Origin of the sequence: Prolixibacter sp. NT017, assembly GCF_009617875.1 — a bacterium.
Classification (GTDB): Bacteria; Bacteroidota; Bacteroidia; order Bacteroidales; family Prolixibacteraceae; genus Prolixibacter.
Genome location: NZ_BLAV01000001.1, coordinates 3625889 through 3640820 on the forward strand (window position 1 = coordinate 3625889; position 14932 = coordinate 3640820).

Genomic DNA, 14932 nt, shown 5'->3' on the forward strand with positions numbered 1-14932 from the left:
TGTCCGCCAACATTCACTAATTGGAGCTCAAGATAAAATCATCGGAATAATATCCATTCTCCAGCGATCATGTTTTACGACAGCTTTACATGACACACAAAGCCCTAATCGACTCTGTTTCTGAGAGAAGAAAGTCTACATATCAAGAATGAAAATCATGACAAAAATTAGCTTTTACACCGAAAAGACTAATCATCTGTCATTTTGGAGGTAAGTTCCCGTACCAACCGGAACTGCGAAAGGAACTCGCGGGCAATGACGCGAAGAACGGTATAAACCGGTATAGCCAATATCATTCCGGCAATTCCGGCAAAACTTCCTGCCATAAGAATAACCAGGAAGATCTCAAGCGGATGCGCCCTGACACTGTTGGAATAGATAACCGGCTGAAATACCACGTTATCAACTACCTGAACAATAACAACCACCAACAATACCAGCAATATGAGCGGTAAAGTCACATCCGGGAAACTGTCGCCAAGGTGAGTTGCAATAGCCACCAATACACCAAAGGCTCCGCCGATCCATGGGCCAATGTATGGGATAACATTCATGACACCGGCAAAAACCGCCACGACCAATCCGTGATTAAAGCCCAAACCGATGACCGAAAATCCGATGGTATCCAATATCATAACTCCTAACACTTCGAATATAATACCAATGAAATACCGCTTCAGAAGGTGATTGATAGAAGTCATTACGTGCTTGGCTTTCGTTTCATATTTGCTGGAAACAAAAACCAGAATAATGTGGCTGAACAACTGTTCTTCCTTCAAAAAGAAAAACAGTATGAAAGAGACCGAAAAAAACATGAGAAACAGGTTACCCAAAGTGCCGGCAACCGAGGAGAACAAATTCGTGACCTGTCCCAGGTTCAACATGTTTGCCAGTTGTTCCTGTATGTATTCCTGCATTCCCGAATCGGCTCCGCTGTAAGCGATAAAATGTGGAAGTTTGTTTGAAAGATGAGTAAAAGCCACATCGAGGTAATCCATCACCGAAGTGACATCGATAGCTGACAAATCCTTTATCTCCATTGCAACCAACGGAATTAACGCCGCCAAAAAACCAATGGTAGCTGCCAACATGAGCAGAAGTGTGATCAGTGCGCTACTCGTTTTTCCGAGATGCTTCTTCTTAATTGAGATACGCTGGATAGCCCGCATTAAAGGTCTTCCGATGAGCGAAAGCACAGCTGCAATCAGGATGTAGGCTACAATATTTCTAAAATAGAATAACAGAAAAATCAGGATACTAATCCCGACAAACAGGATGACATTGCGGGTTCGCTGGTTCATATATTTAGCATTTCGGATAAACAAAAATACAAATTAGTTGCTCGTTTTACATCAGTAATTCAATTTATCCCAATTCGCTGTTATCATTCCGGATACCGCGCGGACACCAACCACCTAACACCAAAAAAAAGAACTGCCCCAAACGGACAGTTCCTTTTCTTTTCAATCGAACAAAGAATTTACAGGAATCGCTTCCCGCTTTCACTATCTAATTCTTAGTGGATTATTCACTTTTTGTTTTAATAATGCGATATCCAGAACATCCAGTACGGTATCGACAAAATGGAACTTCAATCCCTTAATGTAAATGGGCTTGATCTCTTCCAGATCCTTCTCGTTCTGCCTCGACAAGATGATTTCCTTTATACCGGCCCTTTTCGCGGCCAGTATTTTTTCTTTAATACCGCCTACCGGCAATACTTTTCCACGCAAAGTAATCTCGCCTGTCATGGCCAGGTTTCGTTTTACCTTCCGCTGCGTAAAAGCTGATGCCAGCGACGTAGCCATGGTAACTCCGGCCGACGGACCATCCTTGGGAATTGCGCCTTCCGGAACGTGGACATGAACGTCCCACTTTTCGAAAGCCTGCGATGTCATATCCAATTCAGGTGCATGCGAACGAAGATATTCCAGCGCAATAGTAGCCGATTCCTTCATCACTTCACCGAGGTTTCCGGTTAACGTGAAGCGACCTTTTCCTTTACTTAAGCTTGTTTCGACGTAAAGAATTTCACCGCCGACCGCCGTCCAGGCCAAGCCGGTGACGACTCCTGCAAACTCATTTCCTTCGTATGTTTCGCGGGTATAAATCGGAACTCCGAGATATTCGCGAACATCCTCAACTTTGAGTTTCTTGTTATATTTTTCACCAAAAGCTTCTTTCCGCGCTATGCGGCGAACAATTTTTGCCAACTGCTTATCGAGCTCGCGAACACCAGACTCGCGGGTATAATTTTCAATCACCTTCGCCAACACTTCTTTCGGAAACGTCAGGCTTCCCTTTTTCATTCCATGATTTTTCAGCTGACGCGGAACAAGGTGCCTTTTGGCAATTTCGGTCTTTTCCTCAACCAGGTAACCGCTCACATCAATCAACTCCATCCGGTCGCGAAGTGCGGGCTGAATGGTGCTGAGCGTATTCGCGGTAGCAATAAACATCACACGCGAAAGGTCGAAGTCAACGTCCAGGTAGTTATCGTGAAACTCAGAATTCTGTTCCGGGTCCAAAACTTCCAGCAATGCCGAAGCCGGATCGCCGTGAAAATCCTGCGAGACTTTGTCAATCTCATCAAGAATAAAAACAGGATTTGCGGAACCAGCTTTCTTCAGATTCTGAATAATACGGCCCGGCATAGCGCCGATGTATGTTTTCCGGTGACCACGGATTTCTGCTTCATCATGAAGACCTCCTAAACTCATCCGGATGTATTTCCGCCCCAGCGAACGAGCGATAGACTTACCCAACGACGTTTTTCCGACGCCGGGAGGGCCGTAAAGACAAACGATAGGCGATTTCATGTCACCCTTCAATTTAAGAACAGCGAGATGCTCCAGAATACGTTCCTTCACTTTCTCCAGACCATAGTGATCTTCATCCAGGACTTTCTCAGCGTGCTGTAAGTCGAAGTTGTCTTCGGTGTATTCGTTCCAGGGAAGGTCGAGCAATGTTTCGAGGTAACCAACCTGGATGGAATATTCTCCGGCGGCCGGATTCATCCGGTTCAGTTTCTCTACCTCTTTTTCGAAGAAGCCTGCCATTTCTTCATCCCACTTCATCTCGGCGCCCCGTTTCTTCAACTCCTCAATCTCTTTTTCAATGGGATTGCCGCCTAGCTCATCCTGGATGGTCTTTATTTGCTGATGAAGCAGATACTCCCGCTGCTGTTGATCCAAATCAACTTTTACTTTACGTTGAATATCCTTCTTCAACTCCATCACCTGAACCTCACGAACCAACAGCCCCATCAATTGATTTCCACGACTGCGAATGTCATTTTCTTCCAGGAGATCCTGCTTTTCGTGCGCCTCCAGCTCAACATTGTTACAAATGAAGTTGATCAGAAAGGTCGGACTTTCGATATTTTTGATGGCAAACTGCGCTTCCGGCGGCACATTGCCGGTATATTTCATCAATTTGAGTGACAAGTCCTTCAGCGATTCGAGCACCACCGCGAATTCAGAGTCATCACTTTCCAGTTCATATTCATCGTGAGGATGAACCAGTGCTTTCAGGTACGGCAGTTGCTCTGTAACACCGGCGACCTTAATTCGTCTCTTTCCCTGAATGATAATGGAAGTAGTACCATCGGGCATCTCCAGAATTTTCAGAATTTCCGCCATGGTACCTACCGGATACAAATCTTCCGTCTGCGGCTCTTCTACCTTGCCATCTTTCTGGGTAACCGTTCCCAGCAATTTATCGCCGGAATACACATCGCGGATGAGTTTCAGCGACTTCTGGCGTCCAACGGTGATGGGCATCACTACGCCCGGAAACAAAACGGCATTCCGAAGCGGCAATATTGGCAGACTTTCCGGCACCTCTACCGATTTAAAGTCTGACTCGTCACCATCGGCAATAATTGGTATGAATTCTCCCTGGTCCTCCATCAAACTGCTAAATACGAATTTATGTTTTTGATTATTTCGTTTCATGTATGATCTCTCTAATGACATTTTGTCGTTGTTTTTCGTTTTCACAAGCTGTGGGTTAACAGGTCAATTCCTATGCCAACCCCCCGTATTTTGCTTCGCTGCCGATTTCTCCAGCCGAATTACAGTGGGAAAGTGATTATTACAACAAAAAAAGCCTCGTAATGATTTACGAGGCTTCCTTCATATACTAAAAGTAGATTACTTTTTTCTCTTATCCATGTGCTTCTGGTAACGGTTCATGAACTTATCAACACGTCCAGCGGTGTCGACCAATTTCATTTTACCAGTATAGAAAGGGTGAGAGGTACTAGAGATTTCCAGTTTGATCAATGGATACTCTACACCGTCAACTTCAATATTTTCCCGTGAAGGGGCAGCCGATTTGGTGATGAATGTATGTCCGTTAGACATATCCTTGAAGACCACCATTCGATAATTTTCCGGATGTATTCCCTTTTTCATTTTTTCCTCGTTTAATATCTTATTCTGAATTTCTTACTTTCCCAAACGGTTTGCAAAGATATATATAGTTCAGAAATCTGCAAAAGAATCTAATAAAAGATTTGTCTAAATAATATACTGAAACTGAACTGAAATCAATCTTCCGTTTCGGTTTCAGCAGTATTACTTTTCTCTTTGTTTTTGCGTTCCTCCCTCAAAAGGCGCACATCTTTCATCAATTTAGGTGCACGCTCAAACGGTTGATTCGGATCGAACAGGTAACGCATCGTGTAATGGGTCTTCGCATGTACTCCTCCCACCGATTTATACATGGCCACCATCTTCGGATTGAAATCACCAACCCACGACATCTCAATTTCGTTGTACCAATGCTTCCGCTTCATCACTTTGTCGAGGTGCCAGAAGATGGCCGACTCCAAACCGGAACCCTGGAATTTCGGAACTACTCCCATAATGAGAATCCGGGTACGGGTAATCGTTTTCTTCTTTTTATAGTACCAGAATTTCAGCACATTCTTCAAGTTGACTTTGCCGTCTAGCTTAGCGAGAATCTGGTTCCAGTCCGGAATCATACCGAAGAAAGCAACGGGTTCGTCGTTGTGGTAAGCAAACCAAAGAAATTCTTCATCGGCGATGAACTTCGCCAACCTGACCATTCCGCGGATATCATCCAAATCAACCGACTGGTGATTATCGTGATGCGCCCAGGCCTGATCGTATATTTTTACAAAATCCTGGATGTATTTCTCAATCTTGCTGAACCGGACATGCTCGAAATGAAAGTTTGGTTTCTGAGCTACCCAGCCGGCAATTTTCCAAAACCTTTCGGGGAACGGATCTTTATGATTGAGGTGATAGCTGTATTGTTCGAAGTAAACCTTAAAGCCATAAGCTTCGAAAAAATCACGGTAGTAAGGCTTGTGGTAAGGCATACCGAACGCCTGCGGCTTAAATCCGTCAACCAGCAATCCCCAGTTCATCAGGTTTTCGCCAAAATTAACCGGTCCGTCCATGGCTTCCATTCCGCGTTCCTTCAACCAGTTTTTAGCTGTTTCGAATAACAAAAACGCGGCCTCCTGGTCCTCGACACACTCAAAGTATCCCATTCCACCGGTGGGTTGCTGAAAAGTGTACGCTTTGTTTCCGTTGATGAAAGCTCCTACCCGGCCGAGTAATCTGCCGTCGTCATCTGTCAGAACCCACCGGGTGCCATCGCCATTTTTATAAAAGGCATTTTTCTCCGGATCGAAGGTGTTATCAATCATCACCTCCAATGGTGGCGCCCAGTTTTCATCGCCACGATACACTTCGTGTGCTACCTGGTGAAAAAGCTTGCGTGTTTGTTTATCCTTTACTTCCCTGACTTGCATATTCCTTGACTTGGTATTTTCTCCGCTAAATTAGAGTAAAAATTGAAATTGACAGTATCAATATTTTGATTAGCTGAATAGCTCTCTGAATGACTCATCCTTTATCGTTCAGCATTTCCTGAACATATTCAGATTCCAGTTCATCAATAATTTCTTCCGCCACCATTTGTGACACAGGCGAATCGATGGTTTGCAGTGTGCGAGCGAGCATAATGGCCAGCTTGTTTAGGTTTTTATTTCTTCGTCCGAGATGCGTAAACGACCGAATGAAGATGCTCGATAGCTCCGGATCTTTCGACAAAGGCGGCAACACCTCGAAGAATGATTCGAATTCCTCATCAGCGGTTGTTTTATCTGTCATGGCCAGCCGTCCCATCATCAGTAAACCGGTCATTTTCACCAGGTTTTTCTTTTCCAGACACCACTCTTTTGCCTTCTGAAAAGCGAAAGGTGTATAGACAAACAAGTTCATCGACGCCTGCTCCGCCATCTCAATATTCGGAAAACTCTTTACCCAGTAATCCAGTTGTTCCTCAGTTACCTGCTCAGGTTCATCGAGCAGCGTAGCCAGTATCATTGTTTCCCGCCACTGTTTGTTCCACAGTTTCAGCGCCAGTAAATGATTCCTGTCGTAAACCGACGCCAATTGCCGCAACGAAACCACCGATGCTCCCAGGTTGACTTTATATTCCAGTCCACGCTTAGTCATCATTTCTGCAACAGCGCCATTTTGGATAGGGCGGAGTTTCCGGATGATTTCCTGGTAAGTATTTTCGATTTTCGGATTATCAAGCAGGTATTCCATTATTTCAATAAATGACGGTTTCTATCAGAACAAACAAAGTTAATATTCCTGCAGAAAACAACAGGTGCCTTTTCCCATCGAGGTAATCGGTCAACGATACGCCTTCGCGTCGGTAAAGCCTGTAAGCAAGATAGTATTTTTCGAACAGATAGGCGATAACGGTCGCAACAGCAATGCCTTCCAAACCAAGCGGGAAGGAAAGCAGTACGCTCAATCCGACATTGATGAGAATCTCGTAAAACGAAGCTTGGCTGATGAGCTTTGTCTGCCCTATTCCGTTCAGAATGGTTTGTGGAAAAACGAGTCGGGGAATAATGAGCAGCAAATAAATATTGAAGATAGAAGCCGATTCGGCGAAAGCCTGGTTAAAAATAACAGGGAAAAACCAGGGCGAGGAAATCATCAATACAGCGGTGAGCGGAAACATCCAGTTCATCATTTTGGCCGACCGTTCCCGGATTTCCTTCAAATGATCTTCAAAGCCCGAAGATTTTCCAAACTTAGGCAACATGGAATTACTGAATGCATTTGCAATGAGAACAACAAAAGGTAGCTCGCGGGCACCGAACCGGAAAATGGCAAATGCCGCTGAATCGAAACGAATAGTTACCAGCCAGCCGTCGATGTATTGTGCAGAGCCGCTAAGCAACGTCGCCAAAATGAGGGGCCACGAACGCAACAATAATTTCCGCGCCAGTTCTCGTGAGAAAACAACCGATGAATGTCGGAAAATCAACTTTACCAGCCAAACGAACCGGAGCAAAGCAACCAGTCCGAGTATCTTCAAGATTGTTTCAATACTTCCGCCATAAAGCAATGCAAACAGAATAAGAAAAAACTGAAGTCCAACTGTACCGGCACCGTAAAGGAGCAACTCCACCGAACGGTTCTTAATTAAATAAATATACACCGTCAGGTTAGCTGGTATCCCGAAAACCACGAAAAGAAGAAACCAGTACCAGGCGTGCCCCGAAAGAAATGCCAGCAGTCCGGCTTTGTAAAGAATGGTAAATACCAGGGCGGTTGCCGTCGAAAATACCAGGAGCACAAAAAATGCGGTAAAGAGAAATGGTGATTTTTCTCGTCCGCCATTTGACACTTCGGCTCCGGCCATGGGCAGCGCTCCTTGTATCAAGCCGTTCACCCAGAAAAAACTGGCCAATCCGGCCCAAAAGAGGAAAGACTCGTATTGACCAATGTTGCCGACACTTAGTTTGGAGTGGGTCAGCAAAACACCAATCGAAACAAGCATCCCGAAGCGGAGCAATTGAAAAACCTGCAACGATTTTCCGCTATTCCAACTCTCTTTTCGTATCAAATTTTAATTTTATTGTTTACCCGAAAGACCAAACTTAATGATTCTCTGCCGGATGAAAAATTATCATTTCCGTCCTACTTCATTCTGTCACAAAATCATCCTGCCGGCCTTGGATTATTTGACCATGCAATGAAATCGAAAGATGAGATTTTTTCCAATATTTTTTGTCCGATGATTTGTAGCAATCAAAAAACATTATCTATATTTGCATCCGCAATCGCGAAAAATGGTGGATGTAGCTCAGTTGGTTAGAGCACTGGATTGTGGTTCCAGGGGTCGTGGGTTCAAATCCCATCTTCCACCCTACTTCGACCGGTTTCTGAAAATTCAGAAGCCGGTTTTTTTGTTTTAATACTTCTCCTTTTTTCCAACCTCCATTTCTCCTTCTTTTCATTCCGAATTTAACATTTTTCTCTATTGTATTTTCTACAATAAGCAAATTGTCAATTTTCCGTTCACCACTCAAAATTGAACGTTCACCACTCAAAATCGACCGTTCGTCAAAAAAAGTTGTTCATTTGAGTACAATAGTTTTAATTTATCACTAACAGTTACCCAAAGCTATTAATCAACCACATAAAACCGTTCATCTATGAAAGTCAAAATGTTTAATATCGATGGTGAAGTTCTATTCCTGAAAAAGATTTCCACAAGGAATTTGGAAAGGCGTCGCTCCCCGGAAGATAATAAAATGAAAAACCTCAAAAAAGGCATCTATTTTCTTCATTACGACTTTGAGACCAGTCAATTCACAAAAAAAGTCGTAATCAGTTAAAACTTTCCACCAGAGCCGGGCAGTAGCCCGGTTTTTTTATCTCCTTTCTTTTGCCAGTATTTCCCCAATTCGTGGATTTCTCCTGAAAAAGTCCTAAATTTCATCTACATATGATTTGGATGTCCACCCGGACAAAAACTAACCCACAACCTGCTATCCGATGAAAAAAGTGACCTTCCTGGTTTTGTTGTTCATCACGCTGCCCCTCATCTCTCCGGCGCAGGAGCAAGAGAGTAGAGTGCTTTCGAATAAAGTGAGAACTATTGTTGCCCGCGACCGTTTGGACGGCTGGTACGCCGCTTTTAACCTGGGATACTCGCCCATCGATGAGCGCAATTCGGTTATTTTTGGTCTTCGTGGTGGCTGGGTGATGGGACATTCGTTTACCCTCGGCTTAGCCGGAAATGCTTTTATCTCTCAAAAGAACTCGTTGAGCAATATTCCTGAACTAAACCGTTACCTCGCCGGCGGATATGGCGGACTTTTGCTGGAACCCATTTTAATGCCGCGGTCACCCGTTCATTTATCTTTCCCCGTGATTGTCGGAGCCGGAGCGATTAATTACTGGGAAGGCTATGATACCCTATCGGGAAGCGCCTCAGTTGTTCCGGCCAATTACCACGATTTAAGTCCTTTTTTTGTTGTAGAACCCGGATTAGAAATCGAATTCAACGTCTCCCGATTCTTCAGACTCGATCTGGGCGGAACTTATCGGTTCACCAACAAAATCAAGTCGAGTAATTTCGCGCCCGATGTACTCCAAACCTGGACCGCTTATCTCAATTTCAAATTCGGCCGGTTTTAATAGAAACGACTTCGGTTTGGTCCCTCTAACTCTCCAATCTTCAATAAACTGATCCTCGTCTTGGTTCGCATCTAAAAATATGGATACATTTGCGGTTCAAAACGCAAGAACTGTGAAAAACAAAATATCAGTATATCTGGCCGTTACCATGGCAATGGCTTTTTGGGCCATCTCATTTGTATGGGTCAAAATTGTGTACCAGGCCTATGGTCCGCTAACCACCGTATTTTTCAGGCTGGTAATAGCCACCATACTGTTGTTTGCATACACAAAAATCACGGGCAGACTGATGAAACCGGATCGGAAAGACTGGAAAGCATTTATCCTGCTGGCCTTTTTCGAACCTTTTCTCTATTTCATGGGCGAAAGCTTCAGTCTGAAATATGCTTCAAGCACCGTAGCAGCAGTCATTGTGGCTACCATTCCTCTTTTTTCGCCACTAGCTGCATCCCGTTTTCACGGAGAAAAAGTATCGCCCCGAACCATTTTAGGAATCATTCTCTCGTTTGTCGGGGTAACCGTGGTTGTTCTGGATACTTCCGAAAACCTGTCTGCTTCGATATTGGGAATTACACTGGAGTTTGTCGCCGTGGCCGCCACCGTTGGTTATACCGTTGTTCTGAAAGGTTTGACAAAAAAATATAATACGACCAGCATTGTTGCCTATCAAAGCTTCATCGGCATTTTTTACTTCCTGCCGTTTTGGATGACATTTGAGATGAACAGCTTTATCCATACGCCGGTCAATGTCGATTCGCTTGTCGCAATTTTAAAACTAGCCATCTTCGCTTCCGGATTTGCTTTCCTGTTTTTCACATACAGTGTAGGTAAATTGGGCATTAACAAAGCCAATATTTTCATGAATAGCATTCCAGTATTTACAGCCATTTTTGCCTGGCTGATTTTGGGAGAAACACTTTCGCTCCAGAAATTAACCGGAATCTCGATTGTAATTGCCGGACTATTCCTGGCGCAGATGAGAATCAGAAAAAAAGCCCTCAATAATACTCAGGATGAAGTACATCGAAGTGAATGCGAAGAACGTCCGGGAACTATCTCAGCGCAATGAAGACGAAACCCGCAAATTCTTCGCTCAGTTAAAGAAAAAGAAACCCAAACAACTCGATAGTGTTGTCGCCCGTTTGCACGACGAGGCTTTTCAGGAATTCGACTGCCTCGATTGTGCCAACTGCTGCAGCAACTTCAGCCCGATTATCACCGAAAAGGACATCGACCGGCTGGCGAAACATATGAAGATGAAACCGCCGGCTTTCATTGACCAATATTTGCATGTTGATAACGAAGGTGATTACGTTTTCAACCAAACGCCTTGTCCTTTTTTGATGCCGGATAACTATTGCATGGTGTATGAAAATCGGCCAAAAGCTTGCCGAGAATATCCGCATACCAACCGCCGCAAGTTCGTTCAGATTCTGAACCTGACACAAAAAAACCGCGAAGCCTGCCCCATCGTCTATAAAATCGTAGAGAACCTGAAAGAGGAAAACTGGTAAACCACGTTTCTACACTATTCAGCAAAAAACATATCTTAGCATAATCATTGCGGTTTCCCGGAAGGGAACAAAAGGCACGAATAATTCAGGCTTACGTGAAAACCAGACTAATCATTGCATTATCGCTTCTAGTATCTCAAATGGCATTCGGTCAGGTTGGCGGTGAAGGAACGTACCGGTTCCTCGATCTGACCACCTCGGCACGCGTGGCCGCATTAGGTGGCAACCAGGTAGCGTTGGATGATAACGATTTGGATCTTGTTTTTCACAATCCGGCTTTGCTGCGTGACACGATGCGCAATCAGCTTGTGCTGAATTACGTCGATTATTTTTCCGATATCAAATTTGGTTATGCTTCTTACGCCTGGCGCCTCGATAAAATAGGGACGGTTGCCACGGGTATTCATTTTATCGATTACGGAAAATTTATCGAAGCACGCGAAGACGGCACGATTACCGGCACTTTCCGGGCAGCCGAATACGCTTTGAACATTTACTGGGCCAAACAGATAACGCCTCGCTTACGCGGAGGAGTCAACATCAAACCCATTTACTCTGTTCTCGAAACATATCACTCGTTTGGATTGGCCGTGGATGCCGGTCTTATTCTTTCGGGACGCGACAACCAATCCACTATCGCGCTCGTGGCAAAAAATATTGGCACACAAATTACCACTTACTACCAGAATGGCGATTACGAAAAACTGCCGTTCGATTTGCAATTCGGTTTTTCCAAGCGACTGGAACACGCACCACTCCGACTCATGGTTACCGCTCATCATCTTACCAATTGGGACTTAGCCTATAACGAAACGACCTCCGGAACAATGACTTCGACACTAACAGGAATGACATCCGAAAGTGGTTTTTCCAAAGCGATGCGGCATCTCATTTTCGGTGTAGAATTACTACCCAGTAAGAATTTCACGATTCGGGTGGGCTATAATCATCAACGCAGGAAAGAGCTATCGGTCGAATCCCGTCCGGGAATGGTTGGCTTCTCTGCTGGTTTTGGCGTTCGTATTTCCAGGTTCAACCTGAGCTACGGACTCGCATCTTATCATATTGCCGGTGCATCACATCATTTCTCTATCAGCACGAACCTTTCCCAATTCCTCCCCTGATTCAGCGGATATTCCATTCCTTTTCTTCAGTAAGAAACTTATCTTTGCCCTGCAAACTGAGAATAACATGTCTGAAAATAAAAAAATAGTCATCGCTGTCGATGGCCACTCCTCCTGTGGAAAAAGTACGCTGGCCAAAGCGCTGGCATCCCTTTTAAACTACGCTTATATCGACACCGGCGCGATGTACCGTGCTGTGACCCTTTACGCCCTGCGGAATGGATTGATCAATGACAGCAAGGTTGACGAAACCGGTTTAATCGCTCAACTCAATCAGATTAAAATTACATTTCGATATAACGAGACAATCTCGAAAAGTGAAACGTACCTCAACGATGAAAACGTAGAAGAAGAAATCAGGCAGTTGCCGGTTTCCCGGAATGTCAGTCCGGTGGCAACTATCGGTGAAGTGCGGAAACATTTGGTGGCGCTTCAGCAGGAAATGGGAAAAGACAAGGGTATTGTGATGGACGGAAGAGACATTGGAACAGTGGTTTTTCCGGACGCGGAATTAAAGATATACATGACGGCTTCGCCGGAAGTAAGAGCTCAGCGCCGCTATGACGAGCTGAAAGCCAAAGGGGACGATGTTTCTTTTGAAGAAATCAAAGCCAACGTTGTGGAGCGGGATTACATCGATGAGAACCGCGACGAGAGTCCACTCCGAAAAGCAGATGACGCCATTGTTCTCGACAATAGTCACCTCACTCCTGAAGAACAGTTAGCGTGGGCTAACAAAAAAGTTATGGAAAGATTAAATCGCAATGGAAATTGAGATTGACAGCAAATCGGGATTTTGCTTCGGCGTAGTGAACGCGATTCAGAAGGCTGAAAAAACGCTCGAAACTGAGGACAGTCTTTATTGCCTGGGAGATATTGTTCACAACAATACCGAAGTGGAACGTCTGTCCCGAAAAGGGCTAAAAACCATCGATCATAAACAGTTCTTTCAGCTGAAAGACTGCACCGTACTACTACGCGCTCACGGCGAACCACCTTCCACATATGAGCATGCCCGTAAAAACAACATCACACTACTCGACGCCACCTGCCCTGTGGTTCTGAAACTTCAGGAGAGAGTTCGTAAAGGTCAGAGCCAACAGGAAGCGCGTAACGGACAAGTCGTTATTTACGGGAAAAAAGGCCATGCCGAAGTAAATGGTTTGGTCGGTCAAACTAACGACAAAGCGATTGTCATCCAATCACCAGATGATTTGGAGCAAATCGATTTCGACCGGCCGGTGGAACTGTTTTCTCAGACGACGAAAGACATGGAAGGCTTCTATCAGCTGGCCGAAGCGATAAAACAGCGTGGTACCGAGGTTATCATTCATGATACACTTTGCCGGCAGGTTTCCAACCGCGTTCCTCGTATCAGGGAGTTTGCCCGTCGTTTTGATTTGGTGCTGTTCGTTAGCGGGAAAAAAAGCTCTAACGGAAAAATGTTGTTTGGAATCAGCAAGGAAACCAATCCCAACTCCAAATTCATCTCCTCACCGGATGAAGTCGAAGCGGAATGGCTTGAAAATATTCAAAAAGTCGGTATTTGCGGAGCAACCTCCACTCCCTGGCATTTGATGGAAGACGTGGCTGAGAAGGTCAGAATACTGACGAAATAATCAAATAATTTTATAATTAATTAACGGTAGTGGTTGTTGTTAAGAAAACATCGGCGCTACTTTTGACCCGGATTCAAATTTTTCAGAAAATGAAGGAGAATGTTCTTAACATGCCTGATCCCAATGTGTACAGCGACTGTCGCATTAAAAAAATAGCCGTTTTAACATCGGGAGGTGATGCGCCCGGCATGAATGCAGCCATTCGGGCCGTTACCAGAACGGCTATTTACTTTGGCCGGGAAGTGGTCGGAATTTACTACGGCTACAAAGGAATGATCAACAAAAACTTCCAGACCATGAAATCCGGTGATGTCAGTAATATCATCCAGTCGGGCGGAACGATTTTAAAATCTGCCCGGAGCAAGGAGTTCATGACGAAAGAAGGCCGTGAGAAAGCATATCAAAACCTGAAGGAAGAAAACATTGATGCTTTGGTGGTCATTGGCGGTGACGGAACTTTTACCGGTGCACGTATTTTTGCCCAGGAATTTAATTTCCCCATCGTCGGTGTTCCGGGAACCATCGATAACGATTTGTTTGGAACCGACTTTACCGTTGGTTACGATACCGCTCTCAATACCATTGTCCAGGCTGTTGACAAGATTCGTGATACCGCAACGGCTCACGAGCGTCTGTTCTTCATCGAAGTAATGGGCCGCGATGCCGGTTTCCTGGCGTTGAACGGTGGAATTGCAGCCGGCTCCGAAGCGGTTCTGATTCCTGAGTTCGATACGGATATAGGAACACTCGAAACTTACATCGAAACGGGATACCGAAAAAATAAAAAGTCATCTATCGTTTTGGTGGCTGAAGGCGATAAAGCCGGCGGCGCTTTTAACATTGCTTCCAAAATTGAAAAAGAATACCCACAATACGACGTTCGGGTAACCGTATTGGGACACGTACAACGTGGTGGTTCGCCAACTGCATCCGACCGGATTTTGGCAGGTCGTTTAGGGGTTGCTGCGGTAGAGGCATTGCTGGATGACCAAAAGAGTGTGATGGTAGGAATCGAGTTCGATGAAATTGTGCACGTACCGTTCAACAAAGCCATCAAAAATGAGAAAGCGGTCAATCAACACTTGTTAAGAGTACTGCGCATGCTGTCAATATAATTCTGTCAGAAACCGAAAATATTTGCACGTTAGCCGGAGTTTTCTCCGGCTTTTTTGTTCTTTAGGGAA

General features: G+C 44.7%; 14 protein-coding genes and 1 tRNA gene. 9 read left to right on the top strand and 6 right to left on the bottom strand.

The genetic code is table 11. The features are described from left to right. Positions 1–188: 188 nt before the first annotated feature. From GJU87_RS15120 to GJU87_RS15145, 6 genes are all read right to left on the bottom strand, one after another. On the bottom strand, positions 189–1301 hold the full coding sequence (locus tag GJU87_RS15120; RefSeq protein ID WP_153640264.1) for an AI-2E family transporter: 1113 nt from the start codon (positions 1299–1301) through the stop codon (positions 189–191). A gap of 204 nt (positions 1302–1505) precedes the next feature. Continuing rightward, positions 1506–3977: an endopeptidase La gene (gene lon / locus GJU87_RS15125; RefSeq protein WP_228492010.1), complete on the bottom strand. Its 2472-nt coding sequence runs from the start codon at positions 3975–3977 to the stop codon at positions 1506–1508. 177 nt (positions 3978–4154) lie between these two features. Next, entirely contained in the window at positions 4155–4418 is a 264-nt protein-coding gene (locus GJU87_RS15130; protein WP_153640265.1) for a type B 50S ribosomal protein L31, read from the bottom strand. 134 nt (positions 4419–4552) lie between these two features. Beyond that, the gene (locus tag GJU87_RS15135) at positions 4553–5788 is read right to left on the bottom strand and encodes a GNAT family N-acetyltransferase (protein WP_153640266.1); all 1236 of its coding nucleotides are present in this window, start codon (positions 5786–5788) and stop codon (positions 4553–4555) included. Between the two features lie 94 nt (positions 5789–5882). Next, positions 5883–6593, bottom strand: coding sequence for a DNA alkylation repair protein (locus tag GJU87_RS15140; protein ID WP_153640267.1), 711 nt, complete (start codon positions 6591–6593; stop codon positions 5883–5885). Positions 6594–6597: 4 nt separating this feature from the next. Further along, complete coding sequence (locus tag GJU87_RS15145) at positions 6598–7911, bottom strand: polysaccharide biosynthesis C-terminal domain-containing protein (RefSeq protein ID WP_153640268.1); 1314 nt, start codon at positions 7909–7911, stop codon at positions 6598–6600. Between the two features lie 228 nt (positions 7912–8139). Between GJU87_RS15145 and GJU87_RS15150 the strand changes: the two genes are divergently transcribed. The 9 genes from GJU87_RS15150 to pfkA all read left to right on the top strand — a co-directional run bounded on the left by GJU87_RS15150 (position 8140) and on the right by pfkA (position 14863). Beyond that, a tRNA-His gene (locus GJU87_RS15150) sits at positions 8140–8215 on the top strand. A gap of 288 nt (positions 8216–8503) precedes the next feature. Further along, entirely contained in the window at positions 8504–8686 is a 183-nt protein-coding gene (locus GJU87_RS21855) for a T9SS type A sorting domain-containing protein (RefSeq protein WP_153640269.1), read from the top strand. Between the two features lie 160 nt (positions 8687–8846). After that, the gene (locus GJU87_RS15160) at positions 8847–9491 is read left to right on the top strand and encodes a hypothetical protein (RefSeq protein WP_153640270.1); all 645 of its coding nucleotides are present in this window, start codon (positions 8847–8849) and stop codon (positions 9489–9491) included. Between the two features lie 112 nt (positions 9492–9603). Then, positions 9604–10560, top strand: a complete 957-nt coding sequence (locus tag GJU87_RS15165; RefSeq protein ID WP_194831549.1) for a DMT family transporter — start codon at positions 9604–9606, stop codon at positions 10558–10560. Then, on the top strand, positions 10505–11005 hold the full coding sequence (locus GJU87_RS15170; RefSeq protein ID WP_106540374.1) for a YkgJ family cysteine cluster protein: 501 nt from the start codon (positions 10505–10507) through the stop codon (positions 11003–11005). The genes GJU87_RS15165 and GJU87_RS15170 overlap by 56 nt, the downstream gene beginning before the upstream one ends. Positions 11006–11100: 95 nt before the next feature. Next, entirely contained in the window at positions 11101–12129 is a 1029-nt protein-coding gene (gene porQ, locus GJU87_RS15175; protein WP_153640272.1) for a type IX secretion system protein PorQ, read from the top strand. A gap of 67 nt (positions 12130–12196) precedes the next feature. Beyond that, on the top strand, positions 12197–12904 hold the full coding sequence (gene cmk, locus GJU87_RS15180; protein WP_153640273.1) for a (d)CMP kinase: 708 nt from the start codon (positions 12197–12199) through the stop codon (positions 12902–12904). Continuing rightward, positions 12894–13748: a 4-hydroxy-3-methylbut-2-enyl diphosphate reductase gene (locus GJU87_RS15185; protein WP_153640274.1), complete on the top strand. Its 855-nt coding sequence runs from the start codon at positions 12894–12896 to the stop codon at positions 13746–13748. The genes cmk and GJU87_RS15185 overlap by 11 nt, the downstream gene beginning before the upstream one ends. A gap of 89 nt (positions 13749–13837) precedes the next feature. After that, complete coding sequence (gene pfkA / locus GJU87_RS15190) at positions 13838–14863, top strand: 6-phosphofructokinase (RefSeq protein ID WP_228492011.1); 1026 nt, start codon at positions 13838–13840, stop codon at positions 14861–14863. Positions 14864–14932 lie beyond the last annotated feature (69 nt).

Excerpts from the sequence above, each read along its gene's own strand:
- cmk (WP_153640273.1), top strand. The coding sequence starts at position 12,197 with ATGTCTGAAAATAAAAAAATAGTCATCGCTGTCGATGGCCACTCCTCC.
- pfkA (WP_228492011.1), top strand. The coding sequence starts at position 13,838 with ATGAAGGAGAATGTTCTTAACATGCCTGATCCCAATGTGTACAGCGAC.
- GJU87_RS15185 (WP_153640274.1), top strand. The coding sequence starts at position 12,894 with ATGGAAATTGAGATTGACAGCAAATCGGGATTTTGCTTCGGCGTAGTG.
- GJU87_RS21855 (WP_153640269.1), top strand. The coding sequence starts at position 8,504 with ATGAAAGTCAAAATGTTTAATATCGATGGTGAAGTTCTATTCCTGAAA.
- GJU87_RS15160 (WP_153640270.1), top strand. The coding sequence starts at position 8,847 with ATGAAAAAAGTGACCTTCCTGGTTTTGTTGTTCATCACGCTGCCCCTC.
- GJU87_RS15120 (WP_153640264.1), bottom strand. The coding sequence starts at position 1,301 with ATGAACCAGCGAACCCGCAATGTCATCCTGTTTGTCGGGATTAGTATC.
- lon (WP_228492010.1), bottom strand. The coding sequence starts at position 3,977 with ATGTCATTAGAGAGATCATACATGAAACGAAATAATCAAAAACATAAA.
- GJU87_RS15140 (WP_153640267.1), bottom strand. The coding sequence starts at position 6,593 with ATGGAATACCTGCTTGATAATCCGAAAATCGAAAATACTTACCAGGAA.
- GJU87_RS15170 (WP_106540374.1), top strand. The coding sequence starts at position 10,505 with ATGAAGTACATCGAAGTGAATGCGAAGAACGTCCGGGAACTATCTCAG.
- GJU87_RS15135 (WP_153640266.1), bottom strand. The coding sequence starts at position 5,788 with ATGCAAGTCAGGGAAGTAAAGGATAAACAAACACGCAAGCTTTTTCAC.
- GJU87_RS15130 (WP_153640265.1), bottom strand. The coding sequence starts at position 4,418 with ATGAAAAAGGGAATACATCCGGAAAATTATCGAATGGTGGTCTTCAAG.